We start from the raw sequence: 17,420 nt of genomic DNA on the forward strand, positions 1-17,420 counted from the left end.
CGGGGATTGTCGGCTGACGGCGTCGGGGCAGGCCGATCCGCAGCCGAGCCTGTTGGAGACCGACGCTGTGCTAGTAGCCGAGGCGCTTCAGGTCAGGCTGCTCGGCGCCCGACTGCGGGACGTCGCCGCGGTACGGGCCGGTGATGACCGGCGGCACGAACGTCTCCTTGACCGTGCGGGCGTTCACCCAGCGGATCAGGTTGAAGATCGAGCCGGCCTTGTCGTTGGTGCCCGAGGAGCGGGCGCCGCCGAACGGCTGCTGGCCCACGACCGCGCCCGTCGGCTTGTCGTTGACGTAGAAGTTGCCCGCCGAGAAGCGCAGCCGCTCCGAGGCCGAGGCGATCGCGTAGCGGTCCTGGGCGATGAGCGAGCCGGTCAGCGCGTACGGCGAGACGGACTCCATCTGGTCGAGCACCCGGTCGAAGTCGCCGTCGTCGTAGACGTGGACGCCGAGGATCGGGCCGAAGTACTCCTTGACGAAGACCTCGTCCGTCGGGTCGGCGCACTCCATGACGGTCGGCTTGACGAAGTAGCCGGCGGAGTCGTCGTAGGAGCCGGTGAGCACGTCCACATGGGACGCCTGGCGGGCGCGGTCGATGGCGGCCTTGTGCTTGGCGAAGGCCCGCTCGTCGATCACGGCGCCCATGAACGTCGACAGGTCGCCCGTGACGTCGCCCACGGTGAGGGACTCGGCCACGGCCACGAACTCGTCGCGCATGCGCGTCCAGAGCGAGCGCGGCACGTACGCCCGCGACGCGGCCGAGCACTTCTGGCCCTGGTACTCGAAGGCGCCCCTGATCAGCGCGGTCTGGAGCGCGCCGAGGTCGGCCGACGGGTGGGCGAGCACGAAGTCCTTGCCGCCGGTCTCGCCGACGAGGCGCGGGTAGCTCCGGTAGGAGCCGATGTTCGTGCCGACCGTCTTCCACAGGTGCTGGAACGTCGCGGTCGAGCCGGTGAAGTGGATGCCCGCGAGGGCGGGGTGGGCCAGCGCCACCTCGGAGACGGCCTGGCCGTTGCCCGTGACCATGTTGATCACACCGGGCGGCAGGCCGGCCTCCTCCAGCAGCCGCATCGTGAAGTGCGCCGCGAACTGCTGCGTGGGCGACGGCTTCCAGACGACGACATTGCCCATGAGGGCGGCGGAGGTCGGCAGGTTCCCGGCGATGGCGGTGAAGTTGAACGGCGTGATCGCCAGCACGAAGCCTTCGAGCGGCCGGTACTCCATCCGGTTCCACACACCCGGCGACGACGCGGGCTGGTCGGTGTACAGCTGCCGCGCGTACGCCACGTTGAACCGCAGGAAGTCGATCAGCTCGCACGCGGAGTCGATCTCCGCCTGCTGCGCCGACTTGGACTGCCCGAGCATGGTCGCGGCGTTCAGCGTCGCCCGCCACGGCCCGGCCAGCAGGTCCGCGGCCTTGAGGAAGATCGCCGCCCGCTCGTCGAACGACAGCGCCCGCCACGCGGGGGCGGCCGCGAGCGCGGTGGAGACGGCCTCCTCGACGTCCTGGACGGTGGCGTCGTGGGTGCGGCCGAGCACGGCCGCCTTGTTGTGCGGCTGCACCACGTCGATCGGGGCGCCGCCGCCCATCCGCTGCCGGCCGCCGATCGTCATCGTGAGGTCGATCGACGCCCCGGACAGCTCCTTGATCCGGTTCTCCAGCGTGGAGCGCTCGGCGCTGCCCGGCGCGTAGGAGTACACCCGCTCGTTGGCCGGCGTGGGCACGTTGGTGATGGCGTCCATTTACTTACCCCCAAGGGCACGAAGGAAGAAGGCGACGTTGGCCGGGCGCTCGGCCAGGCGGCGCATGAAGTAGCCGTACCAGTCGTCGCCGTACGGGACGTAGACGCGGACCGTGTGGCCGGCCCCCGCCAGGGCCTCCTGCCGGTCGGTCCGGATGCCGTAGAGCATCTGGTACTCGTAGTCCCCGACGGAGCGGCCGAACCGGTCGGCGAGCAGCTCGGTGACGGCGATCAGCCGGTCGTCGTGCGTCGCCACCATGGGATACCCCTTCCCCGCCATGAGGATCCGCAGGCATCGCACGTACGCCCGGTCGACGTCGCCCTTGCTCTGGTGGGCGACCGAGGCGGGCTCCCGGTAGGCGCCCTTGACCAGCCGCACCCGGCTGCCCTCGACGGCCAGGTCGCGGCAGTCCTGGACGCTGCGGAACAGGTACGCCTGGATCGCCACGCCCGTCGACGGGTGGTCCTCGCGTAGCGCGCGCAGGATGCCGAGCGTCGAGTCGACGGTGGTGCGGTCCTCCATGTCGAGGGTGACGGTCGAGCCGTTGGCGCCGGCGGCGGCGCAGATCTCTCGGGCGTGGTCCAGCGCCATCGCGTCGTCGAGCCGCTGGCCGACGGCCGAGAGCTTGACGGACACCTCGACGCTCGGGCCCAGGCCGAGGGGGCGCAGGGACTCCAGGAGCGTGACGTACGCCTTGGCGGTCGCGGCGGCGGCGCCCGCGTCGCGGGTCTCCTCGCCGAGATGGTCCACGGTCACGGTCAGTTTCGCGTCGGTGAGCCGTTGGATGGCCGTACGGGCCTCCTCGACGCTCTCGCCGGCGACGAACCGGTCGACGACCTTCCGCGTGAGCGGGAAACCGGACACGGAGCGGCGCACCAGCGCGCTCCGGGACGTGGCGAGCAATACTTGACCGAGCATGTAATCAGCCTAAAACCGCAGCTCAACCGGGGCCATCCACACTCGTAACGCCCAATGTGGCAGGCTGTCATACACATGGACAACTCGGCTGATCTGCAGGACATCGTCGATGAGCTCGCCCGCCTGCTCGGGGCCTCCGCGACGCTGGAGGACCGCTCGTTCCGCCTGCTCGCGTACGGCGCGCAGCACGGCGACATCGACACCGTGCGGCAGGAGTCGATCCTGCGCCGGCGCGCCACGCCGGAGGTCCGCGACTACTTCGAACGGTACGGCATCGCCCGCGCCGGCCACCCGGTGCGCATCCCGGCCGACGCCGACCTCAAGGTGCTGGCCCGGGTCTGCTGGCCGCTGCGGCACCAGGACGTCACCTACGGCTACCTGTGGCTGCTCGACTCCGGCAGCCTCACCGACGAGGTGCTGAGGCGGGCCGAGCCGCTGGTGGGACGCGCCGCCGCCGCGCTGGCGCAGGAGGCCCGCGGCCGCCGCGACGCCGGGCGCGACCTGCGGGCGCTGCTCTCGGCCGACCCCGAGGAGCGCGCGGGCGCCTCGCTGGAGGTGCTCGGCCCGGTCGCGGCGATCGCGGTGCGCGAGTCGGAGGAGCGGGTGGCGGCCCTGTGGACGCTGCCGCGCGGCGTGCTGGCCCGTCCCGGCTCGCCGGTCGCGCTGCTCGCCCCAGCCCACCTGGCCGCCGAGGTCGCGCGCACGGTCCAGGCCGCGTACGGCACGGCGGCCGGCATCGGGGCGACCCGGCGTGACCCGGGGGAGGCGTGGCAGAGCTGGCGGGAGGCGCGGCAGGCGCTGCGCATCGCCGAGCACTTCCCGCGCTTCGCGCCCGTCGCCCGCTGGGAGGACCTGGGCGCGCACCGGCTGCTGGCCCGCCTCGGCCAGGCCGACCTGACGGAGCTGGCGGCCGAGACCGCCGTGCTGGACCCGGAGCTGGGCCACACCGTGGAGACGTACCTCGACCTCGGCGGCCACGCCCAGAAGACGGCGGCCGAGCTGGGCATCCACCGCCAGACGCTCTACTACCGGCTGGGCAAGGCGGAGCGGCTGCTGGGCCGCGACCTGTCGGACGGCGACGACCGCCTGGCCGTCCACCTGGGCCTCAAGGCCGCCCGGCTCGTCTGAGGGCGGGTTCCTCGGCGAGGCTCTCAGGACAGGTGGCGCAGGGCCGAGGCGTCGCCGGGGCCGCCCCGCGCGGCCAGGAGCCCCGCCACCCGCCCCTGGTGCCCGGCGTCCTTGTGGCCGTCGTACTTGAACTTGCCGCGGATCTCCTCGACGGTCAGCCGCAGCCCCTGGAGCCCCGACAGCAGCCGTGGCATGGCGGCGGGGTCCCCGGCCTCCGCGTCGAGGTCGCCGAGCTGGGCCCGGAGGATCTCCAGCTTGCCCTCGGGGTCCGCGACGATCTCGGCGTGGCAGGCGAGCTGGACGGCCGAGTAGTAGGTGGTCGGGACGCCGAGCGCCGGGTCGGTGCCCGGCTCGGCCCGCCACGAGCCCGGGATGTACGCCCAGGGGCCGGCGACGGACAGGAGCACCTTCGGGTTCTCCTCGACGGCCGCCCAGACGGGGTTGGGCCGGGCCAGGTGGAGGAGAACCGTCCGGTCGTCGTACAGGAGGAACTGGGTGGGGACCACCACGGGGAGGTCGCGGCCCCGGCCGGCGGCGATGAGCTGCCCGAACGGGTTGGCCCTGACGTAGGCGAGGGACTGCTTCTCGTCGCCGGCGTCCCAGGGGTGAATCAGCATGCGGGGGATCATATGTCCCGTAGGGCCGGACCCGGGGAGCGGGTCCGGCCCGGGGATCAGGCGCAGGCGGCCTCGTACACGCGGACGAGCTCCTGGCTGACGCGCTCCCAGGAGTAGCGGGAGCGGGCGCGGTCGGCGCCGGCGTAGCCGAGCGCGGTCCGCAGCGTGCCGTCCGCGAGCAGCTCGCGGGCCAGGCGGGCGGTCTGGGCCGGGCGGTCCGGCGGCACCAGCAGGCCGGTCACGCCGTCGATGACGGAGTCGAGGTGGGCGCCCACGGCGGAGGCGATCACCGGAACGCCGCAGGCCATGGCCTCCAGGGCGACGATGCCGGTCGTGGACTCGCGGGGGACGGTCACCACGGCGTCGGCGCCGCGCATGAGCTTGGGGACGGCGGTCCGCTTGACCTGGCCGAGCAGGGTCACGCGGTCGGCCACGCCGAGCTGCTCGGCCAGGGCCCGCAGGCGGCGCGCCTCCCGGTCGTCGCCGAGCTGCTCGGGGTCCGGCCCGCCGGCGATGACGAGCTCGACGTCCGTCAGGCCCTGCAGGGCCCGGATGATCGTGTGCGCGCCGCGGTCGGGGGCGAGGGCTCCGACGTGCAGCAGCCGCTTGTGCGAGCCGCGCGTCGCGGCCGGGCCGGTGCGGTGGAAGCGCTCGGTGTCGACGCCGTAGGGGACGATGGCGATGTTGTTGCGCGGCACGCCGAGCCGGATCAGCGCCGACTCCTCGTCGTTGGAGCCCGCGATGACCGCGTTGGCGCGGCGGCCGAGCGCCCGCTCCAGCTTGATGTGGGCGGCGTCGACCGAGTGGAAGGTCTGCGTCACCGGCACGTCCAGGCTCTTGGCGCCGGCCACGGCGGCCAGCCCGCCGGTCCAGGAGTGGGCGTGGATCACGTCCGGGCGCTCCTGGCTCCAGCGATTGGTCAGGTGACGGCCGATCTCGTTGAGGTACGGCATGACGTCGTCCGGCCGCAGGTCCTGGGCCGGGCCCACGTCGATGTGCTCCACCGTGACCCCCGGGGCCACCCGCGTCCTGGGCTTGCCCTCGGCGCTGTCCCGGCGGGAGTAGATCGTGACGTGGTGCTCACGCCCCAGCTCGCGGGCTACGGCGTGGATCTGGTGGCGCTTGCTGCCGTTGACGGAAGCGACGATCGCGATATTCATGGCACACCTCAGGTGGAAAGCACAAAGAACAGCCTTCAAGGTGTGCCTGCGTCTTAGGCACGGATATCTGTGCTGAAGACTTTACCCGGAACGGGCCCACGCGCAAACCCCGACAGAACCGACTTCTCGCCCAAATACCGCGTACTACCCGCTGGAGCTCCAAGAATTCCGCCCACGCCGGGACCGGCTCCGGCGGAAACCGCGAGGTCAGACGCCGCGCAGCGCCAGGACGACGATCTCGTCCCACACCTGGCCACCCGAGAACGCGCTGCGGTCCGCCTCCACGGCCTTGACCACCGTCGCCGGGGACTGCCCCGCGCACCGGCCCAGCACGTCCGCCAGCCGCTCCTCGCCGTACGGCTCACCGGCCTCGTTGCGGGAGGAGACCAGCCCCTCGGAGTAGAGCACCAGGGTCTGGCCCATGCCGACCGTGATCTCCTCCACCGCGGTCTCGGCCGCGGGTGAGATGCCCAGCGGAACGCCGCCGCCCGCCGCGAACCGCACGCTCCCGTCCGGCTGCATCAGCGCCGCCGGATGGTGCCCGGCCGACGACAGCCGGATCCGCCGCCCCTGCACGAACCCCGCCACCGCCATGACGAACATGCCCGAGCCCTGCTTCATCAGGGCCTCGTTCACCTTGCGCACGACCACGTCGGGGTCGGACTCCCAGGCGCTCAGCACCCGCAGCCCGCCCCTGACCAGGGCGCTGACCGAGGCGGCCTCCTCGCCCTTGCCGACGGCCCCGCCCAGGGCGAACCCCCACCCGCCCTCCACGGGGAACACGTCGTAGAACTCCGCCCCCACCGAGGCGCCCGGATGGTAGATGGCGCTCGCCTCGTACCCCGGCACGTCCGGCAGGTTGCGCGGCGCGACACTGGCCGACAGCGCGTCCGCCGCCCGCGAGCGCCGCTGGAAGCTTCGCTGCGCCCGTACGGCGAGCCCGAGCTGCAGCCCCACCTCCTGCATGACCCCCAGATCGGCCAGCGTGAACGGCGGCCGGTGGTGCTCGCGCACCAGCGTCAGCGCGCCGTCGCCGGTGCCGATCGGCACGCACAGCAGCGAGCCCGCGCCCATCGCGGTCAGCAGCGGCCCGTCCGCGCAGAAGCCGAGCAGCGTCTCGTCGTCCACCATCTCGTGGACGACGCCCGAGCCGCGCGCCAGCACCTGCGCCACCACCTGGGCGGCCGCCGGCTCCGCGCCCTCGACCTGCCGTACCAGCCCGCCGAGAGGATGGTCCTTGGGCGCCACCACGACCGAGCGACGCGGCAGCCCGTCGCGGACGACGTCGGCGATCACCCAGTCGGCCCAGCCGGCCGCCAGCAGCCGCGTGGCGCGGGGGAGCGCGACCGGCTGCCGCAGCGCCTCCTCGTCCAGCAGCAGCGCGCCCATGCGGGCCAGCAGGTCCTGCCGCCGGGCCGCCGCCATCAGCAGCGCGCCGTCGGACTGCTCCGGCCGCTCCGCCGCCGGGCCCGGGAGCTGCACCTCGGTCGGCAGCGCCACGGCGGCCACCATCTGCTGCGGCTCGCCCGGCATCGTCAGCCGGGTCAGGGCGAGCTGGACGGTGTGCGTGCGTCCCTGGTGCGCCAGCCGCGTCTCGAACGCGGCCGGCTGCCCGGTCTGCAGCACGGACGTCAGGTGCGAGCGGAACGCGGCCCGCCGCGACACGTCCACCAGCAGCGGGAACGAGCGGCCCACGAGATAGCCGTCGGGGCTGCCCAGCACCCGTGAGGTCTCGCCGTTGACGCGCCGCACCACGCCGCCGCCGTCCAGCACGATCACCGGCACCGGGAACGCGCGGAACACCTGCCGCAGCAGCTTCAGCTCCCGCTGGGGGCCGTCCTTCTTGCCGCCCTGCCGCCTGTCGGAGGCCCTGCTCAGCTCGGCGCGCGCCTCGGCCAGCAGCTCGGTCGCGGTGTCGAGCTCGGCGAGCGCGGCGTCCAGGGTAGGGGCGAGTTCGGACGGGTAGGCCGTCCTCGCCTCACGCAGAGACGTGACGCGCGCCGAGAGCGCGTCCAGAGCGTGTTCGAGGTCCGGCACAGTCATGCTCTGACGCTACGCCACGCGGGATAATGCTAGCTATAAGGGGTAGGGAGGCGAAGCTATGGAATCGACCGTGACGATGATCACCCCCGGCCTCGCGCGTGACCTCGCGGCACTCGGCCGCCTGGACGAGGCCACCTCGACCGAGAGCGTGCTGCGCGGCCTCACCACGGCGCTGGCCGACGGCGTGCCCGGCTGCTCGGGCAGCTCGGCCGAGCACTGGCGCGACCAGCGCGTCCTCGTCTCCGGCTCGCACAGCGAGCTGATCACGCTGGCCGAGGAGGAGCGCCGCCTGGGGGAGGGGCCCTCCGCCGACGCGCGCCGCACCGCCGGCCAGGTGGTGGTCGGCGACGTGCTCGATGAGGGCCGCTGGCCCCGCTACGCCGCCCTGGCCAACCGCTGGGGGGTCCGCTCGGTCCTCGTCCTGCCCATCAAGGTCGCCCCCGCGTTGCTGCTCGTCGGCCTCTACTCCGTACGGCCCGGCGCGTTCTCCCCGGTGGCCGCGCACGCGCTAGCCGAGATGCTGACCCAGCAGGTCGGCGTCGCCATGGCCAACATGTGGGACTTCGAGGAGGTCCGCACCGACGCCGCCCAGCTCCAGGAGGCGCTCAACGGCCGGGCCGTCATCGACCAGGCCAAGGGCATCATCATGCAGACCAGCGGCTGCACCGCCGAGGCCGCCTTCGAGGAGCTGCGCCGGATCTCCCAGCACCACCAGGTCAAGGTGGCCGACCTGGCCAGGCTGCTCGTGGACGAGCACCAGCGGAAGTCACGCCGCTGATGGTCACGCCGCCGAGGGGCGCCACCCGGCTAGCCGAACGCCGCCAGCGCGTCGTCCAGCGTGTCGTACAGCGGCAGCCGCTGCGCGAGGCCGGTGATCCACATCACCTTGGACTTCGAGTACTCGACCCCCACCAGGGCGAACCTGGAACTGGCGGCCAGGCTTGTCTGCCACTGGTGCACGATCAGCCCCAGGGCGCGCGAGTCCATGAACGTCACTCCGGCCAGGTCCAGGATCAGATCCGGGCCCGACAGGGACAGGTAGTCGGCGAACTGCTCGCGCGTCGTCGCGTCGAGCACCCCGTCGACCTTGACCACAGTGATCTCGTTCACGGTCGACGACGTCAGGCTCAGAGCGGCCACAGAGCCCTCACCGTTCTCCGGCATTGTCACGGGGCAACCCTACTGTCACCGCGGTGGGGAGGCATACGCCCCGCGGGATGAGGCATACTGGAAGCTGAAGTCCAGCAGAGGGCTTTCGTCTCGAAGTTAGACGCGAGGCGTGCCTCTGCATGGGCTTTTTTCGGTGGAGGCCGCCCTGCGATTCATATGAGGAGCAGCGATGGCCCTGCAGGAACTCGTTCTCGAGGAGTTGACCGCCGAAGAGCTCCTGGCCGAGATGGTCAGGATCGACACCCCCGACAGTCTGCGGGAACGGCTGCGCGAGCGCATCGTGGAGATGCACCGCCCGCTGGCCATGGAGATCGCCCGGCGCTACCGCTACCGCGGCGAGCCGCTGGAGGACCTGCTCCAGGCCGCGTACGTCGGTCTGATGAAGGCCATCAACGGCTTCGACCCGACCCTCGGCCACGCCTTCCGCGGCTATGCCGTCGTCACGATGACCGGCGAGGTCAAGCGCCACTTCCGCGACCGCACCTGGGCCATCCGCGTCCCCCGCCTCTACCAGGAGCGCCGCTCCGAGCTGAACCGGCTCGTCGCCGATCTCAGCCAGACGCTCGGCCGCTCGCCGACGGTCGCCGAGCTCGCCGCCAAGATGAACATCAGCGAGGAGGACGTCCTGCTCACGCTCGACGCCTCCGCCGCCTACAGCACGCTGTCGCTGGACGCGCCGCTCGGCACCGACGACGACGCCGCCTCGCTCGGCGACGTCATCCCGGAGGACGACGACACCCTCAGCACCATGGTCGACCGCGAGGCGGTCAAGCCGCTCATCGACGCCCTGCCCTCCCGCGAGAAGCACATCCTGCTCCTGCGCTTCTTCGGCAACATGACGCAGGCCGAGATCGCGGCGGAGTTCGGCATCTCGCAGATGCACGTGTCCCGGATCCTGCGCAAGGTCCTCGACCAGCTGCGCGCCGAGCTTGTCGGCTGAGAGGGCGGAACGCCGGGTGCACGAGGACAGGCATCCTCACGACGCGGGCCTGACGGGCCCGCCACCCGGCACGCCCATCAGGAACATCACCTTCCGGCTGCAGGACCTGCCACGGGTCCGGGAGCTCGCCGAGTCCGAGGCCCGCGGCGCCGGCATGCCCGAGGAGGCCGTCGGCGACTTCGTCATCGCGGTGAACGAGGTCGCCACCAACGCCGTCACCCACGGCCATGTCGAGGCCCGCGCGCGGATGTGGGCGGACGGTGACGACGTCCTGGTGGAGGTGCACGACCGCGGCGCCTGGAAGCCCGGCCCCATGCCCGGCTCGGTCGGCGGGATGGGACTGTGGGTCGCCCGCATGCTCTCCTCCGACCTCGACCTCCGGGTGGGCGCCGGCGGCAGCACGGTCATCATGCGCTTCCCCGCCAAGTGATTCATGCGAAAGACCCCCGGACCGTTGCCGTCCGGGGGTCTGGCCGGTCATGCCGGCCGGTCCTACCTCCTGGTCCGCCCGCGCCAGCCGCTGTTGCTGCGGACGCTGGCCGTCCCCACACCGGCCTGGTGCAGCGCGAGGAACATCAGACCGAGGAGCATGAACGTCGTACCGGAGATGCCGCCCGGTATCCGCACGTTGACCAGGTCGAGCAGGAACCCCAGCCCGAACACGATGGCCGCGACGATCGCCAGCATGAGCCGCTCACCTCGTCCCTGTGGTGGTAGGCGTTGTCGTGGTGGCGGGCGATGCCGTGGTGGCGCCGGGCGTCGCCGTGGTGCCGCCGCCGGACAGGGCCAGCAGCCGTTCCAGCACGGTCCGGTACTCGCGCAGCGCCAGGCGGAGCTGCTCGGTGTCGGTCCGCCCGCCGCCGTTCCCGTCGGAGTCGTTCCAGCGTCGGCGCAGCTCGCCCGTGCGGGACGTCAGCGCGCTCGTGAGCGCCTCGACGACCTCGCCGACGAGCCCGTCGGCCCGCTTGACGGCCTCGTTCGGGTCGTCCACGAAGCCGGCCTGCAGCTCGCGCCAGCGCGCCTGCACCTCGGCCGGGTCCTGGTCGAACAGCACGATCTCGGCCGGCGCCGCGTGGGACGGGGCCGCACCGCCGTCCGCTCCCGCCACGTCCTCGTCCACCGCCGGACCAGGTCCGGTGGAGACGCCGGTCGCGTACGGCTCCCGCCGCACGCCGTCGTCGTTCGGCCCCGGTACGTCGTCCTCGTCATCCAGCCCGTCACGCCCGATGCCGCCGTGGTCGAGGCCGTCGCGTCCTCCGCGGGCGCCGTCACCGTCGCCGCCGCTGTGCACCAGGACGTCGTCACCCGTGCCGCCCGCCGGTTCGTCACCCAGGGCCGCCCGGCCGCCGTCGCGGTCGCGGTCGTCGTCCACGATCATGCGCAGATCGTCGTCCTCGGGCCGCGCGGCCCGCACGTCGTCGTCGCCGCGCACGTCGTCCAGCGCACCGTGACGGTGGTCGTTCGCCGGGTCCCGCCGCTCCCCGCTCCAGTGCCCGCCGCCCGGGCGCCCGTCAGCCACGTGCTCGCCACCCACGTGCTCGTCACCGGGCCGCTCGTCGGCCCGCTGGGGCGGCACTCTCATCTCGTCACCCACGTCCCTCACCGTCCTCGCGTCGTCTCTTCCAGCAGTTCCTCGAAGAGCGCGCGGTAGTGGACCATCGCCTGCCGGAGCTCCTCCGTGGAAGCCTCCTTACGGGCCGCGCGCCCGCTGATCTCGTGCGCCCTGCGGTAGTGGTCGAGCGTCGACGCGTGCACCACGGACAAGTCGGACAGTCGCTGCTCGAAGTTCTCCGTCGGATAGCCGCGGTCGGCCATGACGGACGTCACGAGCTGGTCCGCCTCGGTCACCGCGAACCCGGGCGCGTCCACGAAGCGCTCCTGCACCTCGGTCCACCGCTTGGCGTAGCTGTTGCGCGTCTCCTCCGACAGGGGGCGGATGTCGAGCTCGGCGTGCCGCTGCTCCCGGGCCAGCAGCTCCTGCTCGGCTTCCTTCTTGTTGTCGTGCTCGGCCATCAGGCGTTCGTACTCGGGGCCGAAACGGGCGCGGAGGCGGCTACGGCGCTGCTGCTGGAGCACCACGTAGCCGACTGCGGCGAGCGCCACCACCGCGACCACGACGACGGCCACCCAGATCAAGGTGGACATGATGTTCGCCTCCGGTCTCTGTGTTGAGACCAGCGCCTGCCCCCGAACCGGCTCCCGAAACGCTCGGGAACGGGCCGCAACCCCCTGCCGGCCGCGCTTTCCGGGACCGCGGAACCCGCCCCTGCCCCCGGGACAGGATCACCCGGCTTCCAGCGCCTCCCTGGCCTCCGCCAGCACCGCGGCAACATGCGAACGACCAGCCCCCACGGGCACCTCCCGGAACCCCGCCACAGGGTCGTACGCCACATCCAGCCCGGCGTCGACGAGCCGCTGCGCCCACCGCAGGGCGGTGTTCAGCCGCTCGGACGCGGGCGGCTTGCCCTGCGCGGCGGCGGACAGGTTGCGCAGGTTCGTCGCGGGACCCGACTGGATGTGCTCCCGGGACACCTTCCACGGCACGGCACGACCATGATCCAGGGTCGGCTTCACCAGCCCGGCGGCGCGCTTCGCCTGGAGCACCCCGGACTCGCTCACGCCGAAGTGCGCGGCCATCTCCCGCACGCTCCACCCCTCGGCCACGAGCCTCGCCAGCTCCCCGCGATCGATCGCCGCCCTACGCCCCAAGGCCGCCTCCGCTCCCGCCCGCGCTGTGCACGGGCACCTCCGATGTGCGCTAAGGTTATGACGTCTCGCCCCACAGGGACGGACACACACCGGGACGTAGCGCAGCTTGGTAGCGCACTTGACTGGGGGTCAAGGGGTCGCAGGTTCAAATCCTGTCGTCCCGACGGTGACACAAGGCCGGTCGGCTTGGGTGAAAGCCCAGGTAGGCCGGCCCTTCTCGTTGTCGTAGTCGTGATCGCAGTCTCCTTCGCGATCTCTGACCTGGGGACCAGCCGGCGGACAGATGGCTGCTCAGAGCGGCTCCGGCCTGATAGAGCGGCCTTTCTCCATCCTGCGGGGCGAACGGCACGGATCACCGTGATGCGGATTACCGTCGCGAGTCGTGCCACCGGAACTGCGGCCGCAGCCAAGCCGTCACGGAATGCCGCGTTCCCATGCCAGTGCGCTGAGCCGGGATTCGAGTGCGCCGAGAGCTGCTTCGGCGGTGAGCATGATCCGCGTCGTGACATAACCCAGTTGATGATTGACGCGCGTCATGTAGTCGTTGCCCGCGTCCACGTTCGTCACCACCAGGCAGATTTCCGGTCGCTCGGCCAGCAGCCACCGCATCATGGCGGCTTTCACGGTGCGGCCCAGCCCGCGACCCCGGTGCCTGGGTAGCACGGCCGTGTCCTGCTGGACGGCCGTGTCGGGCATGCCGGGGAAGATCTCCAGCTCTGTCAGGCCGACCACGGCATCGCTCGCCTCGTGCACGACCGCGACGGCCCGGTGTTCGACGCCGCGCCGGCGCGCGTCGTGCTCGGCTTGCCGCACTCGCGGTACGGACCAGTGCGGGTGACGGTGGCTGGAGTCTCCGACGGGGGCGTCATGGATGGCGCCGCGCGCTCGTGCGAAGGACTCCACGAGGGTGTCGGGTGCGGCTCCCGTCCATTGTTCCAAGCGGTGACCGGCCGGCACGGGGACCTCCCAGAGCGCCGGGTCCACCTCAGGAACCCTGAGCACCTGTAGGGCCACCCGTTGCACGACGGTGAAGCCCCGTGCGCGGATCCACTGCTCGCCGTCGCCGCCGGCGGTCACGCCTCGTCCCACGATGAGCTCACGGCCTTCGGCGGATGAGCCGCCGAGCGCTCGGCGGAGCAGCGCCGTCCCGATCCCCTGCCGGCGCAGCTCAGGATGGACGCGGACGTCGACGACAATGCTGTTGTCGTCCTCCGACCGTGACGCCTGTGTGATCGCGAGGCCCGCCAGGTGACCTTGCCTGCGCGCCGCCCAGAGCCGCTGCCTGCCCACGCCCGGCGGAATGGCACGCAACCGGCCCACGAACGTGTCGTAGCCGGGCTTGGGCGCGTCGGGTCGATCCACCGAGAACGCGGCGATCGCCAGGCCGTACTGACCACGGAGCTCGACGTCAGAAGCTTTGTCCGGATCAAAGGGAAAGATCTCGACACTCATCACGCCCTCGCTTCCTCTGCCAGGTCAGCCGCGCGCACGGCCGCTGGGGATGAGCATCCGCCGGCACCGGCCAGCAATACGGACACGATCATGATCATCCCGAAACTGAAGAGTCCCATTCCGAGGATGATGTCCGAATGGAGAGACTTTCGCATGGCCACCAGCGGCGACACGCACCTGGCCGTTGACACTCTCATGCCTGCTTCTGAACCCCTTCGCGTTCCGTCAGCGGCGTGACCTGCTCGATGATCCTCTGTCGCTGCAACGGCACCCGGACGGGGGCAGCACGGTCCGGCACCGATGCGAGCGCGCCGATCTCACTGACACCGTCAGGTGCCCGCTGCGTCTGCAACCGAGGGGTCACCGCGGCTGAGGGGTCCTCCTCGGGGACGACGCCGTCGCGACCTCCGGAGGAGCCGGCCGAGACCCGGTGACGATGTGCGGGGCACCGCCGCGGCGGCAGATTGGGCCGGGTGAACACCTCTTCTCCACGAAGCCGCCGTACGATCGTGCCGGTCCTGATCGTCGCCGTCTGGTCGGTGAGCTATCTGGTCCTCGGCCTGCTCTGGGCTCTCGGCGGGCCCGGCTATCCGTTCGACGCCGGCCGTGCTGGTCCGGGCAGCACGCTGCTCGACCCTCTTCCGGCGGCGGCCGGCGGGGGTGTGCTGGCGATGACGGCGCTGGTGGCCGCCGTCGTCGCGGTGCTCGCCGCCAGAGGTCCGCTCAACCGGGCCCCCGCCGTCGTGGCCGTCGTGGCCGGCGTCGGCCTGGCGGTCCTCCTGCCCGACGTGCGCATCATGATGAGCGCCGGGTACCTGCCGGTGATGCTGGCCGCCGCGCTCGCCGGCCAGGTCGAGTTCTCGTTGATCGCGACCATGCTGACGTGGCCCAGCGTCAACCTGCTCATCCTGATGGCGGCCGGCGTCAGCCTGCTGGTCCTGGGGACGCGCACGCTGATCGGAGGGCCCGGTCGGTCCGGCAGCGCCGCCGGCGCGCTACGGATCGGGCGGTACGCGACCGCTGTCGCGGTCGCCGTCCCCGTCGTCTACGCCGTCACCCGCTTCGGCTGGCTCCTGGGCGTGCCCGTCGGTATCAGCGACCACTTCCTGGCCTACATCGCCGAGATCACCCCGATCGGCGCCGGTCTCAGCACGCTCGGTCTCGTCGGCGCGGTCCTGACCGTCGGCCTGGTCCGGCCGTGGGGTGAGATCTGGCCGCGCTGGGTGCCGTTCCTGCGCGGGCGGCCGATCCCGGCGCGGTTCCCGGCCTACTCGGCTCTGGCCGCCTCCCTCCCCATCACCTCCGCCGGACTGATGTACGTCCGCAAGAAGCTCACCGGCGAGCAGATCGGCCCGACGGGCGCGGGCGCGGAGCTGGGCGCCTGGCTGCCGGAGATGTTGTGGCCGCTGTGGGGGCCGGCCCTGGCGGTGGCCGCCCTGGCCTACCTCGCCCGCCGCCGGCACCTCGCCCACGCACGCCGACCATAATGGTGGGCGTGGGAGAGTCCTCGTCCCCTGCCGGCGCCGCAGTGGACTCGTTTCTCAACCGGCATCAGGTGGGTGCCGATGCCGTGCTCGCCGTCCTGCTCCTCCTGCCGCTCGGCCTGGTCTCGTTGAGCCTGCTCCGGGCGTCGGACAGTCCTCTGTCGCCGCGCCTGCTCGCGGGTGCCGGCCTGCTCCTCCTGCATGGTTGCGTCGTCCTGCGTCGGCTGCGCCCGCTGCCGGCGTACGCGCTGGCCGCCGCGGCGATGCTGCTGCTGGTGGCGCTGCCGCCCCTGCACGACCCGGGCGGCGCCTACTATCCGGCGGTGCTGCTGCCGAGCACGCTGGTCTTCGGGCTGCTGCTGTACACGGCGTCCGGCCGGCTCGAACTGGTGCCCGGCCTGGTCTGCCTGGCCGTCGCCGTGGCCGGAGTGGCCCTGGTTCTGGCGCGCCTGTGGGACCCGGCCTCGTGGGGCGGCTCGTCGGGCTCCTACGAGCTGGTCGCGTGGCGCATCGGCCTGTCGGTCGGCCTGGTCGCCGCGGCGGCGTGTCTCTGGTCGCTGGGGCGTCTCAGCCGGATGCGGGTGTTGTTCCTGTCCGAGCTCAGAGCGAAGGCCGAGCGCGCCGAGGCCGACCGTGCGCGGGAGCGGCAGGAGGCGGCGCGGGCGGAACGCGACCGCATCAGCCGCGAGATGCACGACGTGGTGTCCCACTCGCTCGCCGTCATGGTCAGCCAGGCGGAGGGCGGCAGGCTGTCCGATCCGGACTCGCCCGGGGCGGGGGTGTTCGCCACCATCGCCGAGGTCGGGCGCGATGCCTTGCGCGACATGCGCGGGCTGCTGGGCGTGCTGCGCGCCGACGGCGGCACCGCTCCGCAGCCGGGCCTCGGCGACCTGTCCGACCTGCTGGACCATGTGCGCGATGCGGGCGTACGCCTCGCCGTACAGCAGGTCGGGGACGCCCGGCCGCTACGCCCCGCCGTCGACCTGACCGCCTATCGCGTCATCCAAGAGGGGCTGACCAACGTCATCAAGCACGCGGGGGAGACGGCCGCCGCCGACATGACGCTGGCGTGGCGTCCGGACGGAGTGCACATCACCATCACCAACGACGGCGCCGGGCCGCCCGCCGAGGAGGCCGGCGTCGGGCTGACCGGGATGCGCGAACGTCTCAGCATGGTGGGAGGCACCCTGGAGGCAGGCAGACGCCCCGGCGCCGGCTTCGAGCTGTCGGCCACCGTGCCCTATGAGCCGAGGAGTCTTCCATCATCAGGATCATGATCGTCGACGACCAGGAGTTGCTGCGCAACGGCCTGGCCATGGTCGTCAGGTCCCAGCCCGACGTGGAGGTGGTCGCCGAAGCCGCTGACGGCCTGGCGGCCCTGAAGGCGTTGGAGTCGCGGCGCGTCGACGTGGTCGTGATGGACATCCGCATGCCCCGGATGGACGGTGTCACCGCCACCCGGGAGATCCAGCGCCTGGACGACCCGCCGAAGGTGCTGGTGCTGACCACGTTCGACCTGGACGAGCACGCCCTGGCCGCGCTGCGCGCCGGTGCGAGCGGGTTCATGCTGAAGGACGCGCCGGGAGAGGAGATCATCGCGGCGATCCGGCACGTGCACCGGGGCGACTCGATCATCGCGCCCGCCACGACCCGGCGGCTCATCGGGCGGCTCGTCGCGAAGGCCGACACCGACCCGGACGCCGTGCTCAAGGTGCTCACGGAGCGTGAGCGTGAAGTGTTCCTCAGCCTGGCCCGAGGCGCGTCCAACGCCGAGATCGGGGTCGAGCTGTTCTTGTCGGAGACCACGGTCAAGACCCACGTGGGGCGCATCCTGACGAAGCTCGGGCTGCGCGACCGGGTCCAGGCGGTGGTGCTGGCGTACGAATCCGGCGTTGTCACTCCGGGCGAGCGTTAGGCCCTGCCGTGGAATCGGTCGCCTGACGACACCAGAGGTGCTCTGACGGGTCGCGCTGGGCGACAGATCGGCGTGATCTGACCAGGTAGGGGAGCCCGATCCCCAGACCCGTGGTGAGCAGGACAAGTCCGATGACGACC

At 72.1% G+C, this 17,420-nt stretch carries 18 protein-coding genes and 1 tRNA gene; 8 read left to right on the forward strand and 11 right to left on the reverse strand.

Annotated features, from left to right (window positions below; translation table 11 throughout):
• Nucleotides 1–70: 70 nt before the first annotated feature.
• Together pruA and ABZS51_RS07075 are read right to left on the reverse strand one after the other, a co-directional pair.
• Nucleotides 71–1,744: an L-glutamate gamma-semialdehyde dehydrogenase gene (pruA, locus tag ABZS51_RS07070; RefSeq protein ID WP_310711841.1), complete on the reverse strand. Its 1,674-nt coding sequence runs from the start codon at nucleotides 1,742–1,744 to the stop codon at nucleotides 71–73.
• Nucleotides 1,745–2,662 (reverse strand): proline dehydrogenase family protein, encoded by a 918-nt coding sequence (locus ABZS51_RS07075; protein ID WP_355437280.1) that lies wholly within the window; start codon nucleotides 2,660–2,662, stop codon nucleotides 1,745–1,747. It abuts the gene before it with no gap.
• A gap of 75 nt (nucleotides 2,663–2,737) precedes the next feature.
• Here ABZS51_RS07075 and ABZS51_RS07080 point away from each other — a divergent pair, with 75 nt between their 5' ends.
• Nucleotides 2,738–3,790 (forward strand): helix-turn-helix domain-containing protein, encoded by a 1,053-nt coding sequence (locus tag ABZS51_RS07080; RefSeq protein ID WP_310711839.1) that lies wholly within the window; start codon nucleotides 2,738–2,740, stop codon nucleotides 3,788–3,790.
• Between the two features lie 23 nt (nucleotides 3,791–3,813).
• Here ABZS51_RS07080 and ABZS51_RS07085 read toward each other — a convergent pair whose 3' ends face one another.
• From ABZS51_RS07085 to ABZS51_RS07095, 3 genes are all read right to left on the reverse strand, one after another.
• Nucleotides 3,814–4,407 carry an FMN-binding negative transcriptional regulator gene (locus ABZS51_RS07085; RefSeq protein WP_355437282.1) on the reverse strand — a complete coding sequence of 198 codons (594 nt, stop codon included), beginning with the start codon at nucleotides 4,405–4,407 and terminating at the stop codon, nucleotides 3,814–3,816.
• 56 nt (nucleotides 4,408–4,463) lie between these two features.
• A complete protein-coding gene (locus ABZS51_RS07090; RefSeq protein WP_355437284.1) occupies nucleotides 4,464–5,567 on the reverse strand; it encodes a glycosyltransferase in 1,104 nt (367 codons plus the stop codon).
• A gap of 207 nt (nucleotides 5,568–5,774) precedes the next feature.
• Nucleotides 5,775–7,610, reverse strand: coding sequence for a SpoIIE family protein phosphatase (locus ABZS51_RS07095; protein ID WP_355437286.1), 1,836 nt, complete (start codon nucleotides 7,608–7,610; stop codon nucleotides 5,775–5,777).
• 58 nt (nucleotides 7,611–7,668) lie between these two features.
• Here ABZS51_RS07095 and ABZS51_RS07100 point away from each other — a divergent pair, with 58 nt between their 5' ends.
• The gene (locus tag ABZS51_RS07100; protein ID WP_355437288.1) at nucleotides 7,669–8,388 is read left to right on the forward strand and encodes a GAF and ANTAR domain-containing protein; all 720 of its coding nucleotides are present in this window, start codon (nucleotides 7,669–7,671) and stop codon (nucleotides 8,386–8,388) included.
• A gap of 29 nt (nucleotides 8,389–8,417) precedes the next feature.
• Here the strand turns inward: ABZS51_RS07100 and ABZS51_RS07105 are convergent, their stop codons facing one another.
• Nucleotides 8,418–8,774, reverse strand: coding sequence for an STAS domain-containing protein (locus ABZS51_RS07105; RefSeq protein WP_310711942.1), 357 nt, complete (start codon nucleotides 8,772–8,774; stop codon nucleotides 8,418–8,420).
• A 175-nt stretch (nucleotides 8,775–8,949) separates the two neighbouring features.
• On the opposite strand from ABZS51_RS07105, the gene ABZS51_RS07110 reads away from it, so the two are divergent.
• Both ABZS51_RS07110 and ABZS51_RS07115 read left to right on the forward strand, forming a co-directional pair.
• Nucleotides 8,950–9,720, forward strand: coding sequence for a SigB/SigF/SigG family RNA polymerase sigma factor (locus ABZS51_RS07110; RefSeq protein WP_355437290.1), 771 nt, complete (start codon nucleotides 8,950–8,952; stop codon nucleotides 9,718–9,720).
• Between the two features lie 16 nt (nucleotides 9,721–9,736).
• A complete protein-coding gene (locus ABZS51_RS07115) occupies nucleotides 9,737–10,150 on the forward strand; it encodes an ATP-binding protein (RefSeq protein WP_355437292.1) in 414 nt (137 codons plus the stop codon).
• Nucleotides 10,151–10,212: 62 nt separating this feature from the next.
• Here ABZS51_RS07115 and ABZS51_RS07120 read toward each other — a convergent pair whose 3' ends face one another.
• From ABZS51_RS07120 to ABZS51_RS07135, 4 genes are all read right to left on the reverse strand, one after another.
• The gene (locus ABZS51_RS07120; RefSeq protein ID WP_355437294.1) at nucleotides 10,213–10,407 is read right to left on the reverse strand and encodes a hypothetical protein; all 195 of its coding nucleotides are present in this window, start codon (nucleotides 10,405–10,407) and stop codon (nucleotides 10,213–10,215) included.
• 7 nt (nucleotides 10,408–10,414) lie between these two features.
• Complete coding sequence (locus tag ABZS51_RS07125; RefSeq protein WP_355437296.1) at nucleotides 10,415–11,314, reverse strand: hypothetical protein; 900 nt, start codon at nucleotides 11,312–11,314, stop codon at nucleotides 10,415–10,417.
• Between the two features lie 5 nt (nucleotides 11,315–11,319).
• Entirely contained in the window at nucleotides 11,320–11,865 is a 546-nt protein-coding gene (locus ABZS51_RS07130; RefSeq protein ID WP_310711830.1) for a hypothetical protein, read from the reverse strand.
• Nucleotides 11,866–12,003: 138 nt separating this feature from the next.
• Nucleotides 12,004–12,429: a hypothetical protein gene (locus ABZS51_RS07135; RefSeq protein ID WP_355437299.1), complete on the reverse strand. Its 426-nt coding sequence runs from the start codon at nucleotides 12,427–12,429 to the stop codon at nucleotides 12,004–12,006.
• Between the two features lie 90 nt (nucleotides 12,430–12,519).
• Here ABZS51_RS07135 and ABZS51_RS07140 point away from each other — a divergent pair.
• Nucleotides 12,520–12,593: transfer RNA gene (locus tag ABZS51_RS07140), tRNA-Pro, on the forward strand.
• Between the two features lie 250 nt (nucleotides 12,594–12,843).
• Here ABZS51_RS07140 and ABZS51_RS07145 read toward each other — a convergent pair.
• Nucleotides 12,844–13,881, reverse strand: a complete 1,038-nt coding sequence (locus tag ABZS51_RS07145; RefSeq protein ID WP_355437301.1) for a GNAT family N-acetyltransferase — start codon at nucleotides 13,879–13,881, stop codon at nucleotides 12,844–12,846.
• A gap of 509 nt (nucleotides 13,882–14,390) precedes the next feature.
• On the opposite strand from ABZS51_RS07145, the gene ABZS51_RS07150 reads away from it, so the two are divergent.
• The 3 genes from ABZS51_RS07150 (at nucleotide 14,391) to ABZS51_RS07160 (ending at nucleotide 17,280) form a co-directional block, all read left to right on the forward strand.
• On the forward strand, nucleotides 14,391–15,368 hold the full coding sequence (locus ABZS51_RS07150; protein WP_355437303.1) for a hypothetical protein: 978 nt from the start codon (nucleotides 14,391–14,393) through the stop codon (nucleotides 15,366–15,368).
• A 68-nt stretch (nucleotides 15,369–15,436) separates the two neighbouring features.
• Nucleotides 15,437–16,642 (forward strand): histidine kinase, encoded by a 1,206-nt coding sequence (locus ABZS51_RS07155; protein ID WP_355437305.1) that lies wholly within the window; start codon nucleotides 15,437–15,439, stop codon nucleotides 16,640–16,642.
• The gene (locus ABZS51_RS07160) at nucleotides 16,639–17,280 is read left to right on the forward strand and encodes a response regulator transcription factor (protein WP_310711824.1); all 642 of its coding nucleotides are present in this window, start codon (nucleotides 16,639–16,641) and stop codon (nucleotides 17,278–17,280) included. Before ABZS51_RS07155 ends, ABZS51_RS07160 begins: the two co-directional genes overlap by 4 nt.
• Nucleotides 17,281–17,420 lie beyond the last annotated feature (140 nt).

This window comes from Nonomuraea sp. NPDC005501, from assembly GCF_040605905.1.
Lineage (GTDB): Bacteria > Actinomycetota > Actinomycetes > Streptosporangiales > Streptosporangiaceae > Nonomuraea.